The sequence below is a fragment of the Paramesorhizobium endophyticum genome (assembly GCF_014640615.1).
In the GTDB taxonomy this organism is placed as follows: Bacteria; Pseudomonadota; Alphaproteobacteria; order Rhizobiales; family Rhizobiaceae; genus Paramesorhizobium; species Paramesorhizobium endophyticum.
The window spans coordinates 40,360-57,857 of record NZ_BMHH01000016.1 but is presented as its reverse complement, the minus strand read 5'-3'; the positions used below and the strand labels follow the sequence as shown (position 1 = coordinate 57,857).

Annotated in this window: 14 protein-coding genes; 7 read left to right on the top strand and 7 right to left on the bottom strand. The window is 63.0% G+C overall.

The features are described from left to right. Positions 1–64: 64 nt before the first annotated feature. Both IEX53_RS17255 and IEX53_RS17250 read left to right on the top strand, forming a co-directional pair. Entirely contained in the window at positions 65–910 is an 846-nt protein-coding gene (locus IEX53_RS17255) for a fumarylacetoacetate hydrolase family protein (RefSeq protein WP_188825432.1), read from the top strand. 262 nt (positions 911–1,172) lie between these two features. Next, positions 1,173–2,450 (top strand): L-fuconate dehydratase, encoded by a 1,278-nt coding sequence (locus IEX53_RS17250; protein ID WP_188825431.1) that lies wholly within the window; start codon positions 1,173–1,175, stop codon positions 2,448–2,450. Between the two features lie 293 nt (positions 2,451–2,743). On the opposite strand, the gene IEX53_RS17245 is transcribed toward IEX53_RS17250, so the two are convergent. The 7 genes from IEX53_RS17245 to IEX53_RS17215 form a co-directional block, all read right to left on the bottom strand. Continuing rightward, positions 2,744–3,913, bottom strand: coding sequence for a Gfo/Idh/MocA family protein (locus IEX53_RS17245; protein ID WP_188825430.1), 1,170 nt, complete (start codon positions 3,911–3,913; stop codon positions 2,744–2,746). Positions 3,914–3,956: 43 nt separating this feature from the next. Continuing rightward, the gene (locus tag IEX53_RS17240; protein WP_188825429.1) at positions 3,957–4,742 is read right to left on the bottom strand and encodes a ThuA domain-containing protein; all 786 of its coding nucleotides are present in this window, start codon (positions 4,740–4,742) and stop codon (positions 3,957–3,959) included. A 93-nt stretch (positions 4,743–4,835) separates the two neighbouring features. Beyond that, entirely contained in the window at positions 4,836–5,282 is a 447-nt protein-coding gene (cueR, locus tag IEX53_RS17235) for a Cu(I)-responsive transcriptional regulator (protein ID WP_188825428.1), read from the bottom strand. A gap of 56 nt (positions 5,283–5,338) precedes the next feature. Next, positions 5,339–7,318, bottom strand: coding sequence for a Fe(3+)-hydroxamate ABC transporter permease FhuB (gene fhuB / locus IEX53_RS17230; protein WP_188825427.1), 1,980 nt, complete (start codon positions 7,316–7,318; stop codon positions 5,339–5,341). Between the two features lie 370 nt (positions 7,319–7,688). Beyond that, complete coding sequence (locus IEX53_RS17225; protein WP_188825426.1) at positions 7,689–8,543, bottom strand: ABC transporter substrate-binding protein; 855 nt, start codon at positions 8,541–8,543, stop codon at positions 7,689–7,691. A gap of 231 nt (positions 8,544–8,774) precedes the next feature. Next, a complete protein-coding gene (locus IEX53_RS17220) occupies positions 8,775–10,931 on the bottom strand; it encodes a TonB-dependent siderophore receptor (protein WP_188825425.1) in 2,157 nt (718 codons plus the stop codon). Positions 10,932–11,076: 145 nt separating this feature from the next. Then, the gene (locus IEX53_RS17215; RefSeq protein WP_188825424.1) at positions 11,077–11,961 is read right to left on the bottom strand and encodes a helix-turn-helix domain-containing protein; all 885 of its coding nucleotides are present in this window, start codon (positions 11,959–11,961) and stop codon (positions 11,077–11,079) included. A 146-nt stretch (positions 11,962–12,107) separates the two neighbouring features. Here IEX53_RS17215 and IEX53_RS17210 point away from each other — a divergent pair, with 146 nt between their 5' ends. The 5 genes from IEX53_RS17210 to IEX53_RS17190 all read left to right on the top strand — a co-directional run bounded on the left by IEX53_RS17210 (position 12,108) and on the right by IEX53_RS17190 (position 17,490). After that, positions 12,108–13,064 carry a sugar-binding transcriptional regulator gene (locus IEX53_RS17210; protein ID WP_188825423.1) on the top strand — a complete coding sequence of 319 codons (957 nt, stop codon included), beginning with the start codon at positions 12,108–12,110 and terminating at the stop codon, positions 13,062–13,064. Positions 13,065–13,207: 143 nt separating this feature from the next. Further along, positions 13,208–14,524: an ABC transporter substrate-binding protein gene (locus tag IEX53_RS17205; protein WP_188825422.1), complete on the top strand. Its 1,317-nt coding sequence runs from the start codon at positions 13,208–13,210 to the stop codon at positions 14,522–14,524. A 248-nt stretch (positions 14,525–14,772) separates the two neighbouring features. Continuing rightward, positions 14,773–15,645, top strand: coding sequence for a carbohydrate ABC transporter permease (locus tag IEX53_RS17200; protein WP_188825421.1), 873 nt, complete (start codon positions 14,773–14,775; stop codon positions 15,643–15,645). A 3-nt stretch (positions 15,646–15,648) separates the two neighbouring features. Further along, a complete protein-coding gene (locus tag IEX53_RS17195; RefSeq protein WP_188825420.1) occupies positions 15,649–16,479 on the top strand; it encodes a carbohydrate ABC transporter permease in 831 nt (276 codons plus the stop codon). A gap of 12 nt (positions 16,480–16,491) precedes the next feature. Further along, positions 16,492–17,490, top strand: a complete 999-nt coding sequence (locus IEX53_RS17190; protein WP_188825419.1) for an ABC transporter ATP-binding protein — start codon at positions 16,492–16,494, stop codon at positions 17,488–17,490. Positions 17,491–17,498 lie beyond the last annotated feature (8 nt).

The following is a 17,498-nucleotide window of genomic DNA, read 5'->3' as shown; positions in this document are numbered from 1 at the left end:
TTTTCCCCACTCACTTACTCCCTTATTCCCCTACTCCCTTTATCATTTATACAAGGAGACAATCATGAAGCTGCTGCGTTATGGCGAGGCAGGGCAGGAGAAGCCGGGGCTTCTCGATGCCGAGGGCAATATCCGCGATCTCTCGGGCCATGTGGGCGATATCGCCGGAGCGGTGCTGGCGCCCGAAGCGCTGGCGAAGCTGGGCGAAATCGACGTTCAGAGCCTGCCGCTTGTTTCTGGCAATCCGCGCCTTGGCCCCTGCGTCGCCGGGACGGGCAAGTTCATCTGCATCGGCTTGAACTATGCCGACCACGCCGCTGAATCCGGCATGGCCGTGCCGCCGGAGCCGGTCATTTTCATGAAGGCGACTTCGGCCATTGTCGGCCCGAATGACGATCTCGTCATCCCGCGCGGCTCGGAAAAGACCGACTGGGAAGTGGAGCTCGGCATCGTCATCGGCAAGACCGCAAAATATGTGAGCGAGGAAGATGCGCTCGATTATGTAGCCGGCTATTGCACGCTGCACGATGTCAGCGAGCGCGCCTTCCAGGTGGAGCGCTCCGGCCAGTGGACCAAGGGCAAGTCCTGCGACACGTTCGGCCCGACCGGCCCGTGGCTCGTCACAAAGGACGAAGTGGCCGACCCGCAGAACTTGTCGATGTGGCTGAAAGTCAACGGCCAGACGATGCAGGACGGCTCGACCAGGACCATGGTCTATGGCGTGCGCTATCTGGTCTCGTATCTCTCCCAGTTCATGTCGCTGCATCCGGGCGACATCATCTCCACCGGCACGCCTCCCGGCGTCGGCATGGGCCTAAAGCCGCCGCGCTATCTGAAGGCCGGTGATGTGGTCGAACTGGGTATCGAAGGGCTGGGTCAGCAGAGGCAGAATGTGAAGGCGGATATTTAGCCGGATTCAAGAGCGGCTCAACTGTAGCTGGAAATGCTGGCGGGGCAGCGCCCCCTCTGTCCTGCCGGACATCTCCCCCGCAAGGGGGGAGATTGCGCCTTCATCAACGTCGGCATCAATCGTAGACGTTGACGGTTGAGCGGTACAATCCGTATCGGCCAATCTCCCCCCTCGCGGGGGAGATGTCCGGCAGGACAGAGGGGGCGCCTAGCAATTCGATCAGACAAGAAAAGCTCCAAGCAGCATAAAAAAGAGGTTCCCCGTGGCCCGCATTACAGATCTTCGCGTTTTCGACTTACGTTTCCCGACGTCGCAAAGTCTCGACGGGTCGGACGCGATGAATCCGGATCCGGATTATTCCGCCGCCTATGTCATTCTCGATACCGACCAGGACGGGCTGAAGGGCCATGGGCTGACCTTCACCATCGGGCGCGGCAATGACATCTGCTGCCATGCCATTACAGCGATGAAGCATCTCGTCGTCGGGCAGGAGCTTGATAAAATCCGCGAGAATCCGGGCGCGTTCTGGCGGCATCTGACCAGCGACAGCCAGCTGCGCTGGATCGGGCCGGACAAGGGCGCGATGCATCTGGCGACGGGCGCGGTGGTCAATGCCGTGTGGGATTTGCTCGCCAAGCAGGCGGGCAAGCCGGTGTGGCGGCTTGTCGGCGAGATGACGCCGGAGGAGATCGTCCGCATCGTCGATTTCCGTTACCTGACCGATGTGCTGACGCCTGAAGAGGCGCTCGCGATCCTGAAAAAGGCCGAGGTAGGCAAGGCGGACCGCGTCGCCACGCTCGAGCGCGAGGGCTATGCCTGCTACACCACATCCGCCGGCTGGCTTGGCTATTCCGACGAGAAGCTGAAACGGCTTTGCCAGGAGGCCGTCGACGCTGGGTTCAATCATATCAAGATGAAGGTCGGGCGCGATCTGGAAGACGATATCCGCCGACTCACCATCGCGCGCGAGGCAATAGGCCCGGACCGCTATCTCATGATCGACGCCAACCAGGTGTGGGAAGTCGATCAGGCTATCGACTGGGTGAAGAAGCTTTCCTTCTGCAATCCTTACTTTATCGAGGAGCCGACCAGCCCCGACGATGTGGCGGGACACCGCAAGATTCGCGAGGCTATCGGCCCGGTGAAAGTCGCCACCGGCGAGATGTGCCAGAACCGCATCATGTTCAAGCAGTTCATCGCCGAAGGCGCTATCGACATCGTGCAGATCGATTCATGCCGCATGGGCGGTTTGAACGAGGTGCTGGCGGTGCTGCTTATCGCCGCCAAATACGGCCTGCCGGTCTGGCCGCATGCGGGCGGCGTCGGCCTTTGCGAATATGTGCAGCATCTCTCGATGATCGACTACATCGCCGTGTCCGGCACCAAGGACGGCCGCGTCATCGAATATGTCGACCATCTGCACGAGCATTTCGTCGATCCGTGCGTGATCAGGGATGCGGCCTATATGCCGCCCTCACGCCCGGGTTTCTCCATCGAGATGAAGCCGGAGTCGATTAAGGAGTATGAGTGGCGGGGGTAGTTATGCACGTCATCCTCGCCCGTGTGGCGAGGATGGAACCGCTTGAACCATTTATGCCGTTGGGGCAGCGGAACGGGTGAGGCATGGATCCCAGTGACAAGCACTGGGATGACGGGGTGGAGATGTTTTCCACTGCCGGATATGCTTCTGCCAAGCGGAGAGGTTGGAAGTTTGGCTTGCTAACAGCAAAGCAGCCCGTCATCCCAGTGCTTGTCACTGGGATCCATTCCTCTACCTCTCCATGACAGCAACGGCACCAAACCGGGATCAGGCGATGCCATCAAAACAGGCCGCTATTCCCCCACGGCCCGCGTGCCCCAGCGTCTGCGGCGGGGCTTGCGGGGCCTTTCCGCGCTTGCGGGGGCGACTGCAAGTTCGACAGCCTGCATTTCCGGCACGGGCACCATCTCCACCGGCGGGAGCAGGGTAAACTCGCGCCGCTCCCTTTCGGAATCCATGGCGCGGTCGATGATCTCTTGCAGGTCGGCGGCGTGGCGGAAGTTCGGGTCACCCTGCCGGCCCGTCCGTACCGCTTCGGCGAACCGCTCGTAATTGGTCGGCACCGGGGGAACGTCGATCACCCGCCACGTCGCGGTTTCGACGTCGTTTCCGAGGCAGCCGCGCAGTTCGGACTCGTCCGGGCGGTGGATGACTTCGAGGCTGCCCCGCTCGCCATAGATGCGCAGTTTCAGCTCGTTCAGGTGGCCCGTCGCCCAGCGGCTGGCATGGATGACGCCGAGCGCGCCATTGGAAAAGCCCACCGACATGGTGAAGCTGTCATTGGCGTCGAGCACATATTCGCCGATGCGCCCTTCCGGCGCCTTGTCGAAGGCTTTCATCCGCGAGAACACATGGTCGATATCCGTCGCCGCGCCATAGGAGGCGAAGTCGAGAATGTGGATGCCGACATCGCCCAGCACGCCGTTCGAGCCATGTCCCGTCGAAAGCCGCCAGAGCCAGCGCGACTCGGTCTTCCAGTCGCCCCAGGCGCGGGAGACGAGCCAGCTTTGCAGGTAGGAGGCCTCGACATGGCGGATGGTGCCGAGCTCTCCCGCCAGCACCATGCCGCGGGCATATTGCAGCTGCGGCACGCTGCGGTAGGTGAGGTTCACCATGTTGATGATTCCCGCGCGTTCCGCCGCCTCGGTCATCTCCAGGGCGTCGGCATAATTTTCCGCAAGCGGCTTCTCGCAAAGAACATGCTTGCCCGCGGCGACCAGCGCGAGCGATGTCGCGTGATGCATCCGGTCGGGCGTGACATTGGTGGCGGCGTCGAACTCGCCCCAGGCGATGGCCTCCTCCAGCGAGAGGAAGCGCTTCTCGATGCCGAACTGGTCGGCGAACTCGGTCAGGCGGCCCGGATCGGGATCGACGGCGGCGACGATGTCCACGCCGTCGATCGCCTTGAAATGGCTCGCCTGGTTTGCCGCCATCGAACCTGTGCCAACAACGATCAATCTCATGATATTACCTCAAGTTCGAGGATCTCTTCGGGGATTACGCCTCTCACCTGTAACCGGCTTCGCCGGGCTGATGCAGTTTCGGCCCGCGCTCGACGATGGGTTCGAGCGCCTTTTCGACCGGGACATTCGGTGCGTCGGCGATGTTCTTCTGCGCGCCTTTGGGATTGTGCGCCCATTTCACCGCGTTGATCAGCACCTTCTGCACATTGGCGTCGTGATAGGTCGGATATGTCTCGTGGCCGGGACGGAAGTAGAAGATATTGCCCGCGCCGCGCCGCCAGGTCATGCCGGAACGGAAGACCTCGCCGCCCTGGAACCAGGAGATGAACACCGTTTCCAACGGCTCGGGGACAGAGAATTGCTCGCCATACATCTCCTCGTTTTCGAGGACGAAGTTTTCGCCCAGGCCCGCCGCGATGGGATGGCGCGGGTTGATCACCCATACGCGCTCGCGCTCGCCCGCCTCGCGCCATTTGAGCGCGCAGGGCGTGCCCATCAGGCGCTTGAAGATCTTGGAGAAATGGCCGGAATGGAGCACGATCAGCCCCATGCCCTCCCAGACGCGCTGAGCGACGCGCTCGACGACCTTGTCCGAGACCTCGCCATGCGCCTGATGGCCCCACCAGACGAGCACGTCCGTTTCGGCCAGCCGGTCTTCGGGCAGTCCATGCTCCGGTTCCTGCAGCGTGGCGGTGGTGGCATGGATATCAGGGTCGCGGTTCAGCGCCGCGGCGATTGTCGCATGCATGCCATCAGGATAAATCTCGCGGACGAGAGCATTGGTATTCTCGTGGATGTTCTCACCCCACACAACCGTACGAACAGGCAATGATCATTCCTCCGTTTGACCAAACGAGATAGTGGTAGAGCAGATCGCCGTCAGGGTGCAATCGGATAAATTTCCGGTGAATACGCCCCGTGTTCAACCCGCGAGCGCACCCTTGAGCGCACCGGACCGGCGGTGCATCGCCGGCGGCGCTTCCGCATGGGCCAGATCCTGGATGATCGGGCAATCGGGCCTGGCATCGCCATGGCAATGGTCGGCCAGATGCCGCAGCGTGTCGGCCATTTCGCGCAACTCCCGCTGTTTCGCCTCCAGTTCCGCCACATGCTGGAGTGCGATGCGCTTCACATCCGCCGAAGCGCGCTCACGGTCCTGCCAGAGCGCCAGCAGCGTGCGGATATGCTCAATAGAGAAGCCCAGATCGCGGCTGCGGCGGATGAAGCGCAGGGTTTCGATCTCATTTGCCGAATAGACGCGATAGCCCGAGGCGGTGCGCTCCGCCGGCCTGATCAGCCCGATCGCTTCGTAGTGGCGGATCATTTTGGCCGAGACGCCCGATGCGCTGGCGGCTTCTCCGATGTTCATGCCCATTCTCCATACCCGCTTGTTTTGGCGACATATAGGAAGAAACACGCAGAATTTCAGGTGGTTTCGCGGCTATGGCCCCGGCCTAGCATAAAGATCAAGTAGGCTCCGCCGATCAGCGACGCGAACAGGCCGAGCGGAAGCTGGTAGGGAAACGCCACCATGCGAGACAGCCAGTCGGAGAGAATCATGAGGCCGCTGCCGATGAAAATCGCTCCCGTGAGCGCGGGCAGGGGCCGGTGAAGGCCGATGAGCCGGGCCAGATGCGGGGCAATGAGGCCGATGAAGCTCAGCGGCCCGACGAGCAGCGAGGCGCAGGCGGTGAGCCCGGCGCAGAGGAGGACGAGCAACAGGCGGATTCCCGCCAAGGGCAGGCCGAGCGACCGAGCGGTGGTCTTGCCCAGCGGGAGAATATCCAGCCAGCGCGGGGTGAGGAACAGCGGCGCGATGAGGAGGATGGCGGCGAGGCAGGCGATGCGCGCTTCCCCGGCGGAGGCTTCGCTGATGGTGCCGCTTAGCCATTCCAATAGCCGGAAGGCCTGGCGGTTGCCCGTGGCGATGATGGCGGTCAGCACCGCGCTGCACAGCGCGCCCATGCCGATGCCTGCGAGCAGCAGGCGCTCCGGCCCAAAGCCGCCCCGCGCGGCGAGCGCGAGCATGACGAGGAGGGTGACGAGCGCCCCGGCGCTTGCGCCGATGAGCTGCAGGCCCTGGCCGGGCATGGCGCTGAAATAGAGGACAGCGGCGAGGCCGACGCCCGCGCCGGTGCCGATGCCGAGAATCTCCGGGCTCGCGAGCGGATTGCCGGTCAGCCGCTGCATGATCGTGCCTGCCGCGGCAAGCATCGCGCCCGCGGCGGCGGCGATGGCGATGCGGGGCGCGCGGAAGGCGGCGAGGTCATGGAGAATAGCGCCGTGGGCGAGGTTCCAGCCATGCGGCCCGCGTCCCAGAACGAGGGAGAGCGCCCCGATGGCGAGCGTGAGGACGACGAGGAGGAAGAGCAGAAGGAGCGGGCGAGACGCGCGGAGGGTGGCGGGTGGTTTCGCGTTGAGCGATGGCCATTCGAGCATGCGCAGGCGCGGCAGCAGCCAGAGGAGCAGCGGGCCGCCGAGCAGCGCCGTCGCCGCGCCGGTGGGGATGCGCTCGCCGCCGGAGCCGGCAAATAATTGCACCAGCCCATCGGCGAGGAGAAGCAGGATTGCGCCGATGAGCGGTGCGGCGATGAGCTTCTGGCGCGGGGTGCGCGCGCCGCTTAAAGTCGCAAGGGCAGGTGCGGCAAGGCCGATGAAGCCGATGATGCCGACTTCCGCCGTCACGCTCGCCGCCAGCCAGACGGCAAGCGCAATCACCATCAGGCGGGTGGCATAGAGCGCGACGCCGAGGCTGCGGGCGTTGCGTTCGTCGAGGCCGAGAATGGTGAGCGGGCGCAGGAGCAGCAGCGCGCCGCCCGTCACCAATGCCAGCCGTAGCGCGATGGCCATCGTGGGTTCCCAGCCCTGCTGGTTGAGCGTGCCGCTGCCCCAGATGAAGAGCGAGAACATATATTCGCCATTGGCGAGAATGAGCGCAGCGCTGGCGGTGGTGGCCGTCAGAGATATCATCATGCCCGCCAGCACGACCGAAACCGGCTCCAGATCGCGCCGCCAGTTGAGCGCCAGCACGAAGGCAACCGCCGCCAGCCCGCCCGCCAGCGCCACACCCTCGCGCCCTGCTTCCAGGAGCGTGGGGGCATAGATGGCCGCGGCGGCCATGGCCAGTTGCGCCCCCGCCGATATGCCGAGCGTCGAAGGCTCCGCCAGCGGATTGCGCAGCACGCGTTGGAGAAGGAGGCCGGAAAGGCCAAGCGCCGCGCCGCAGAGAATAGCCATTGTAGCGCGGGGGAGGGTGGCCTGGAACAGGATGATGCGCTGGAGGGCTGGGGTTGCCGCGCCGGGGGTAAGGTGCTGGGCGATGATGATGGCGCAGAGCACGGCGGCGGCGAGTGCGAGGAGCGACCAGAGGAGGATGGGGCGATGAGCGCGTGTGATGTTGCTCATTGGAACATCTCATCTGGAAATGCTGGCGGAACCGGGCCCCCCTCTGTCCTGCCGGACATCTCCCCCGCGAGGGGGGAGATTGGCTGGCGCGACCCACAGCGTTTGCCTTGCAACGTTGGCGATTGGCGAATGCAGCGATGAAGGTGTGATCTCCCCCCTTGCGGGGGAGATGACCGGGAGGGCAGAGGGGGGCGCTGTCCCGCCGACGCTTCCTTATAAAAACAAAATGCTCTAGCCGTGCATCCTCCGGTGACCCTCGGATTTAATCCGAGGGCTTCGAACGACAAGAGTGGAAGGGGAGATGCCCGCCCTTCGACAAGCTCAGGAGGGAAGAGGGGGGTGTCTGGCGCTTCCATCGAAAAGTACGCTTTCACTGGCTTGCCTGCACGAATGGTCCAGCCTCCCCTAGCAGCCGAACGAATCGCCGGGCGGCGGGGAGGGCGCCGAAATGATCGATGGGGTCGAGCATCGCCACGCGGCCTTCGCTGACAGCCGGAAGCGCATTCCATATCGGGCTGGCGGGCAGGATGTTGCGTGCCTCTGGCGGGACCGGGCCGATCACCACGATATCGGCTTCGGGAACATCCGCCAGCGCCTCGATGCCAACAGGTGCGGTGGCGGAATAGCTGGTCGTGCCTTTCCAGGCATTGGCAAGCCCCAGGCGGGAGAGCACGTCGCCGAACATGCTATCGTCGCCGAAAGCGCGGAAATGCCTGCTATCGCCGATGCTGATAAGGAAAACCGGACGGCCGCGGGTTTTGACGCGGTCGCGCAAGGTGGCGATGTCGGCTTCCGTTGCGGCGATGTAGTCTTGCGCGGCGTTTTCCAACCCGAGCTTTTGCCCTAGGGCGAGCATGGCGTCTCGCGCGGGGTCGAAGGGTGGCGTGCCGGTCTCGTAGATCGTGCGGGAAAAGACGGGCGCGATGCGCTCGAAGGCGGGGCGGCGGTATTCGTAGAAATTGGAACTCAGGATCAGGTCCGGCGCGATGATGCGCAGCAGCTCCATATTGGGCGCGCCGCGCAGGCCGATATCCACGACGCTTCCCGGCACGTTCGGTTCGATGGCAATTTGGCGGAACTGGATGAGCTCGGTCGCGGCGACGGGTACCGCGCCGATGGCAAGCGCTGTCTCGAACATCGCCCAGTCGATGGCCGCGATGCGGGGGAGAGGCGCGGCGCGAAGGCTGCCGGAGGATGCAAATATGCCCGCAGCGAGGGCGAGCATGGTGCGCCGGGTGATGGCTTGGCTCCTTCCCTCCCCCTTGCGGGGAGGGTGGCCCGAAGGGTCGGGTGGGGGTGGTGACGTACGCGCCTCTGCTGAAGACCGTGGCACAAGCGTCACCACCCCCATCCGCCCGCTATGCGGGCACCTTCCCCGCAAGGGGGAAGGATGGAGCCAAGCGGGCCAGAGGGCAGCGTCATCCAGCATTTCCATTTTACACGGACAGCGCCATCCTCACCACTTCACATGCGCCTTGAGCAGCGCCTTGCGGCCTTCGCCATACCCGCAGGAGAGGGTCGTCTGGCAGCCGGCCACATAGTTCTTGTCGAAGAGGTTGGTGACATTGAGGTCGACGCCCCAATTGTCCTTTTCGTAGCCGAGCTTCAGATCGACCAGCGCCACATCCGGCACCTTGTACTTGTTCTCCGCATCGGCATAGGACGAGCCGATATAGCGAACGCCCGCGCCGAGTTGCAGCCCTTCGAGCGCGCCGTCGAGGACGGTATACTGCGCGAAGACGGAAGCCTGCGTCTCCGGAACGAGGTAAGGCTGGTTGCCGATGAGGGCTGCGTTGGCGTCTTCCGTCACCTCGAGCTTGTAAGTGGTGAACGCTGCCGTCACGCGCCATGCATCGGTGATGTTCGCCTGCGCTTCGAGTTCGAAACCGCGCGAGTTGACCTCGCCGATCTGCTCCCTGTTGGTGTTCGGGCCCGTCACGACATTCTGCTTGGTCAGGTCAAAGAACGAGGCGGTGACGAGGCCGTCGAATGCCTGAGGCCGGTATTTGACACCAACCTCATATTGCTGCCCCGTTTCGGGTTGGGCTTGGGCGCCGTTGCCGAGCGCCTCGATGACCGGGTTGAAGAAGCTGGCGACGCTGGCGTAGGGGGTCAGGCCGTTCTCGAACTCATAACCGATGCCGAAGCGGCCGCTCGCCTTGCCTTCGTGATCGCGGTAGGAGGGCAGCCCCTCCGATTTGTCCGATACATAGTCATAGCGACCGTTGAGCGTCATGATCCAGCCATCGCCGAAGCGGAGTTGATCCTGCGCGTAAATGCCAACCTGATTACGCTTCAGGTTCTGGTCGATATAGGGATCCCACATCGGCCCTTGCGGAAGGCCATAGACCGGATGGACGGGATTGATCGGAGTGGCCCCGCCGGTCTGCTGCATCTGGTCGATGTCGAAATATTTGTACTCGACGCCGAAGAGCAGCGTGTGCTCGATAGCGCCCGTCGTCACCTTGCCTTGCAGCTGGTTGTCCACCAGGAAGGTGTTAACCGTTGTATCGTGGCGGAAATTGATGCGCGAGAGATCGTAATCGGTTCCCGATGGCTGCTCGGCCCAGCCGTAGCCATAGGCGTAGAGGCTATGCTCCTTCACATGCGAGAACCCATAGCGCAGGTTCTGGCGCACGGTCCAATCATTGTCGAACGTATGCTCCAGCTCGTAGCCGATCGAGGCCTGCTCGCGGTCATAGCTATCGATGGACGGCTCGGTGAAGTTGCGCTTGCGGGAGATCTTGCCGAAGGGAGCGTCCACCACCGTGCCGAAATAGGGCAGGAAGGCGCCGCCATTGTGGGTGCCGTCGAGATGGGTGTAGTTGGCGAGCACAGTCAGCTTGGTCGCCTCGTCCGGGCTCCAGGAGATGCTGGGCGAGATGACTCCGCGGAAATTCTCCTCGAAGTCGGTATAGCCGTCGCCGCCGCCGATGACGCCGTTGACGCGGTAATTGACCACGTCGGACGCCTTATCGCCGATGTCGAAGCCCGTATAGCCATTGCCGAAGGAGTTGATGCCTGCTTCGAGATAGCGGATGCGCTCGCCGGTTGGGCGCTTGCTGACATAGTTGACGATGCCGCCCGGATTGCCGCCGCCATAAAGAGCCGAGGCGGGGCCTTTCAGCACCTCGATGCGCTCGAGGCCGAAGCTGTCGATCAGGAAGCCGCCAAACCCGTAGCTGAAATTCTGCAGCCCATCGAGATAGGTGCCGGTCTGGGTGGCGTCGAAGCCGCGAATGTAGAGCCAGTTGGTGTCGAAATCCGGGCCGAAGGGCTGCGCGAAGACGCCGGCGGTGTAGCGCAGCGCCTCGTCAGGCTTCTGCGCGCCAATATCGTCCATCTCCTCGCGCCCGACGACGGAGACGGATTGCGGGATCTGCTCGATGGGGGTGTCGGTCTTGGAGCCGGTAGCGGTATTCTCGGGGACGAAGCCCTTGACCGGGCCGGTGGCGCTCCCCGCCTTGGCATTGCCGGTTTCGACGGTGATCTGTTTGAGTTCGATGGTCCCGCCATTTTCCTGCGCCTGAGCGGCCGATGAGAGGAAAACGGGAAGCGCGGCTGCGCCACTCAGGAGAATGCGGAGCGTGGCCTTCCGGCGCGATGTGACCATGATTGTGAACCCCTTCTGTCCGGATTTTCCATCGGCGAGACGCCCTCGAGAAATCCGTCAACCCTGTCGAAAATAAGATGAGCCTTTACCTCAAGAATCCTTGCATGGATTGTCGCTTTTTGCGATTCGTTGAATGGATTTGGGCTTATCCTTTGCGGGATTGCAGCCAGACAGCCGGTGTGACGCCGAGGCAACGCTTGAAAACGCGGGTGAAATGGGCCTGGTCGGAAAAGCCGGTGGCCGAGGCGATTGCGGTGAGCGAAAGGGCCGAGCGGTTCATCAGTTCGCAGGCCTTGCGGATGCGCGCCTGCATCTGCCATTGATGCGGCGGCAGGCCCGTGGAAGCCTTGAAGGCGTGGCTGAAATGGGTTTCCGACAGGCCGGCGAGATCGGCCAATTCCCTCAGCCGGATGGAGCGCAGGCAGTTCTCCTCGATGAAATCGATCACCCGGCGTAGCTGGCGCGGCGAAAGCTGGCTGCGTTTGCGCTCCGGCTTCGGCCCGATCTTGAACAAATCGGCGAAGAGCGCCGTCACCAGCCCATCACCGTAGAGATCATGCAGCGGGCCGCCGGTCAGGCATTCGGCGGCGATGAGGCTGGCCAGGGCCGCGATGCGCTCGTCGGAAAACATGAGGCGCGGGATTTCCAGCTTTTCCATGTCGAGCGCGCCTGCAAAGCGGCGGGACAGCGTGTCGATGTCGAAATGCAGGTCGAGATGGCGCAGGAAGCCGGTGTTCTCCGCCTCGCTCCAGATCGGCATTCCCGCGGGGATATAGCTCATCCGGTAGGGCGCGGCGCTTTTCGGCACGGGCTGCTGCCGCTCGCTCTGGCGCAGCGCGAAGCGGCCAACGCCCTGATTGTCCAGCACGACGAACAGGCGCGGCGCGCGGGAGACATATTCCCCGCTTGCGCCCTCGGCGCACATCACGGACCAGACATCGGCAAGGACGCCATTCCACGCGCGCCAGCGAAGGCCGTCCACGATGGACACGCCTTCGACCTTGCTCTTCATCTGGGGGTGGAACGTCATGGGAGGAGGAAACAAAAGATGGGGGTGGAAGTCAAGATTACGCGGCACCCTTCCCCGCAAGGGGGGAAGGAGGGCGTGAGGCAAGGGGAGTTGCGTCCGTCATCGGCCTGTCGCATCTTCCGGCGCTATAGCTGGAGAGGAAGCCTGTGAGCTCACGACGCGACAACAACAATACCAAGCTCGACGACGCGGCGCGCGCGGGATGGCTTTATTACATCGCCGGCAACACGCAGGACGAGATCGCCGCGAAGCTGGGCGTTTCGCGCCAGTCGGCGCAGCGGCTGGTGTCGCTCGCCGTCACCGAGGGGCTGGTCAAGGTGCGGCTGGAGCATCCCATCGCCAATTGCCTCGACCTTGCTTCGCGATTGAAACAGCGCTTCGGCCTTCGTTTCGCCGAGGTGGTCCCGACCGATCCGGCTTCCTCCTCCACCACGCTGGGCGTGGCGGAAGCGGGGGCGGAGGAGATGGCGCGGTGGCTGAAATCGGCCAGTCCCATCGTTATGGCAATCGGCACCGGGCGCACGCTGAAGGCGGCCATCGAGCAATTGTCGCCCATGCAATGCCCGCAGCACCGGATCGTGTCGCTGGCGGGTAGCATAGCGCCTGACGGGTCGGCGGCGTTCTACAACGTCATCTTCAACATCGCCGATTCGATCCAGGCGCGCAGCTTCCCGATGCCCGTGCCGGTCATTGCCTCCTCGCGGGAGGAGCGCGCGCTGCTCCACGCGCAGCCGATGATCTGCGCCGCGCTGGAACTGGGGGCGAAGGCGGATGTGACCTTCCTCGGCATCGGCGAGCTTGGCGACGACGCGCCACTCTATGTCGACGGGTTCGTCACGGAAGATGAGCTGAAGGCGCTGCGCAAGGCGGGCGGGGTGGGGGAAATTCTCGGCTGGACGTTCGACGGCGAGGGGCGCCTCATCGAAGGGCTGACCAATGAGCGCGTCGCCAGCGCGCCCATTCCAGGCGGCAGCGAGGCGCTCGTCATCGCCATCGCCAAGGGCCGGAAAAAACAGCCGGCTATTGCGGCTGCGGTGAAGGGCAGGCTCGTGAACGGGCTCATCACCGACGAGGCGACGGCCGAGGCGCTTCTGAGGGAATAAGCCAGACTTTTATGCTGCATTGCCGCGACGAATGGGGCTTGACAGTTTTCGCCATTTAATGAGTAATTGCTCATATCGAGGGCAAATGCCCTGGTGCGCTCCGCCTCGGGGCGCACAATTCTCTACTGTTTTGGGAGGGACACATGAGATTGAAATCCCTGATGCTGGGAGCCTGTTCGGTTATTGCGATGGCAGGCTTCGCCAAGGCCGAGACGCTGACGATCGCCACGGTCAACAATGGCGACATGGTGCGCATGCAGAAGCTCAGCGACGACTTCAAGGCGAAGAACCCCGGCATCGACCTGCAATGGGTGGTGCTGGAGGAGAATGTGCTGCGCCAGCGCGTCACCACCGACATCGCCACCAAGGGCGGCCAGTACGACATCATGACCATCGGCACCTACGAAGTGCCGATTTGGGCCAAGCAGGGCTGGCTTCTGCCGCTCGACAAGCTGGTGGCGGACAAAAATTACGACGCCGACGATATCCTGCCCCACATTCGCGGCGGCCTGACGCAGGATGGCAAGCTCTATGCCGCGCCGTTCTATGGCGAGAGCTCGTTCGTCATGTATCGCAAGGATCTGTTCGATGCGGCGGGGCTGAAGATGCCCGATGCGCCGACCTGGGATTTCGTGGGCGAAGCCGCCCGCAAGCTGACCGACAAGAGCAAAGAGCAGTACGGCATCTGCTTGCGCGGCAAGGCGGGCTGGGGCGAGAACATGGCGCTGCTCACCGCCATGTCCAATTCCTTCGGCGCGCGCTGGTTCGATGAAAACTGGAAGCCTCAATTCGACCAGCCGGAATGGAAGGCGACGCTCGATTATTACGTCAATCTGATGAAGGATGCCGGCCCTCCGGGAGCCTCCTCCAACGGCTTTAATGAGAATCTGGCGCTGTTCCAGACCGGCAAATGCGCCATGTGGATCGACGCGACCGTGGCGGCGTCCTTCGTGAGCGACCCCAAGGAATCGAAAGTCGCGGACAAGGTTGCCTTCGCGCTCGCCCCGGACAAGGGCCTGGGCAAGCGGGGCAACTGGCTGTGGGCGTGGACGCTGGCGATCCCGTCGGGTTCGCAGAAAACCGAAGCGGCGGAGAAATTCATCAACTGGGCGACGAGCAAGGATTATCTCAACCTCGTCGCGTCCAAGGATGGCTGGCTCAACGTGCCTCCCGGCACCCGGACCTCGCTCTATGGGAACGCGGACTATTTGAAGGTCGCGCCCTTTGCCAAGATGACGCTCGAATCGATCAACGCCGCCGATCCGACCAAGCCGACGGTGAAGCCGGTGCCTTATGTTGGCGTGCAGTTCGTCGCCATTCCCGAGTTCCAGGGACTTGGCACGGCGGTCGGCCAGCAATTCTCGGCGGCGCTCGCGGGGCAGGTCACGGTCGACCAGGCGCTGAAGAATTCGCAGCAGCTGAGCGAGCGCGAGATGACGAAGGGCGGGTATATTAAGTAGCTGAAGCTGGAGCGCTGCGGCCCTTCACCCTCGTGGTTCGAGGCTTATTCCGCTGCGCTCCATTCACACCTCACCATGAGGGTGAAGGGCCGCAGCGCCCCAGTAGCCCTCATCCTGAGGTGCTCGCTCTCCACTGACCGTGAGCTTGGCGAATGGTCAGTGGAGAGCGAGCCTCGAAGGACGAGGGCGCTTGGTGGAAGCCCGTCAGTCCACCGTTTTGTTTTGCTGAAAAGAATGGGACCACACCCATGGCAACGCTGCAAACGCGGTCCGCCGCGCGCCTGATGATGACACCGGCCGTCGTCCTGCTCTTCCTGTGGATGATCGTGCCGCTGGTCATGACACTCTATTTCTCGTTCCTGCGGTATAATCTGCTGATGCCGGGGATGGAGGAATGGGCGGGGACGCTCAATTATACCTATTTCCTCACCGATCCGGCTTTCGGCACGGCGCTTATCAACACGCTGCTGCTGGTGGGCGGAGTCCTGCTTATCACCATCGTCGGCGGGACGCTGCTGGCGCTGCTGCTCGACCAGCCATTCTTCGGGCAGGGCATCGTGCGGCTGCTTGTCATCGCGCCGTTCTTCGTCATGCCGACCGTTTCGGCGCTCGTCTGGAAGAACATGCTGATGCACCCGGTCTATGGCATCTTCGCTGAGATCGCGCGGGCGCTGGGCTTGCAGCCGGTGGACTGGCTCAACAATTGGCCGCTATTTTCGGTGACGATGATTGTCGCCTGGCAATGGCTGCCCTTCGCCACGCTCATCCTCTTGACCGCGCTGCAATCGCTCGATGAGGAGCAGAAAGAGGCTGCGGAGATGGATGGGGCAGGGCCGGTCTCGCGCTTCATCTATATCGTGCTGCCGCATCTCTCCCGCGCCATGACGGTGGTGGTGCTGATCGAGACGATCTTCCTGCTCAGTGTCTTCGCCGAAATCCTCGTCACCACCAATGGCGGGCCGGGCAATGCGAGCACCAACATCACCTATCTCGTCTATGCGCAGGCGCTGTTGCAGTTCGATGTGGGCGGGGCGTCCGCGGGCGGCATCGTGGCGGTGGTGCTCGCCAATATCGTCGCCATCTTCCTCATCCGCCTCATCGGCAAGAATCTGGAGGCGTGACCCATGGCCCGCGCAATATCCCCCCGCCGCAAGATTGTCTTCACCGTCATCGGCTGGGTCGTCGGCTTCGTGATCTTCTTCCCGATCCTCTGGACGGTGCTGACCAGCTTCAAGACGGAGGGCGAGGCCATCGCCTCGCCGCCGCATTTTCTGTTCTTCGACTGGACGCTGCATTCCTATGCCGAGGTGCAGAGCCGCTCCGACTATTTCAAGCATGTGATGAACTCGGTGATCGTCTCCTTCGGCTCGACGCTGATCGGCCTTGCAATCGCCATTCCCGCCGCCTGGGCGATGGCTTTCTCGCCGACCAAGCGCACCAAGGACATCCTGATGTGGATGCTCTCCACCAAGATGCTGCCGCCGGTGGGCGTGCTGGTGCCGATCTATCTCGTCTTCCGTGATTGGGGGCTGCTCGATACGCGGCTCGGCCTTGTCATCGTGCTGACCATGATCAACCTGCCGATCATCGTCTGGATGCTCTACACCTATTTCAAGGAAATACCGGGCGAGATACTGGAAGCCGCGCGCATGGATGGCGCGTCGCTCATGAAAGAGATCGTCCATGTGCTGACGCCGATGGCGGTGCCGGGCATCGCCTCGACGCTGCTGCTCAACATCATACTGGCGTGGAACGAGGCGTTCTGGACGCTGAACCTTTCCGCCGCCAACGCCGCGCCGCTCAGCGCCTTCATCGCCTCCTATTCGAGCCCGGAGGGGCTGTTCTGGGCCAAGCTATCAGCCGCTTCGACGCTCGCCATCGCGCCGATCCTCGTGCTCGGCTGGTTCTCGCAGCGGCAATTGGTGCGCGGTTTGACGTTTGGCGCTGTAAAATAAAGGGAGGGTTTCATGGGAAGCATAACACTCGAAAAGGTCTCGAAATCCTTCGGCAATACGAATGTGATTCCGCAGATCGATCTGGAAATCGCCGACGGGGAGTTCGTGGTGTTCGTCGGGCCTTCGGGCTGCGGGAAATCGACGCTGCTGCGCATCATCGCCGGGCTGGAGGACGTGACCAGCGGCACGATCCGCATCGATGGCACGGATGTCACGCGCGAGGCCCCGGCCAAGCGCGGGCTTTCCATGGTGTTCCAGTCCTACGCGCTTTATCCGCATATGAGCGTCTACGGCAACATCGCCTTCCCGTTGAAGATGGCGGGGGAGGAGAAGGCCACCATCGATGAAAAGGTGCGCGGCGCCGCGAAGGTGTTGAACCTCACCGACTATCTCGACCGCAAGCCGCGCCAGCTTTCGGGCGGCCAGCGGCAGCGCGTGGCGATCGGGCGGGCCATCGTGCGCCAGCCCAAGGCGTTCCTGTTCGACGAGCCGCTCTCCAATCTCGACGCCGCGCTGCGCGTCAACATGCGGCTGGAGATCAGCGAACTGCACCATCAGCTCAAGACCACCATGATCTACGTCACCCACGACCAGGTGGAAGCCATGACCATGGCCGACAAGATCGTGGTGCTGAATGCGGGGCGGATCGAGCAGGTGGGCTCGCCGCTCGAGCTCTACCACAACCCAAAAAACCTGTTCGTCGCAGGCTTCATCGGCTCGCCGAAGATGAACCTGCTGAAAGGCGCGGCGGCGGCGAAGGAGAATGCGGTGACGCTCGGGGTGAGGCCGGAGCATATCGGCGTGTCGAAGACGGACGGCGCGTGGGGCGGCAAGGTCACCGTGGTCGAGCATCTGGGCTCCGATACGTTCGTGCATGTCGATGCTGGCGAGGTCGGCACGGTGACGGCGCGCGCGCCTGGCGAATTCACCATCCGGCATGGCGAAGAGGTGTTCCTCACGCCGGATGCAAGCAAGATGCACCGCTTCGGAGAAAACGGAGCGGCGCTGTGAGCAAAGCA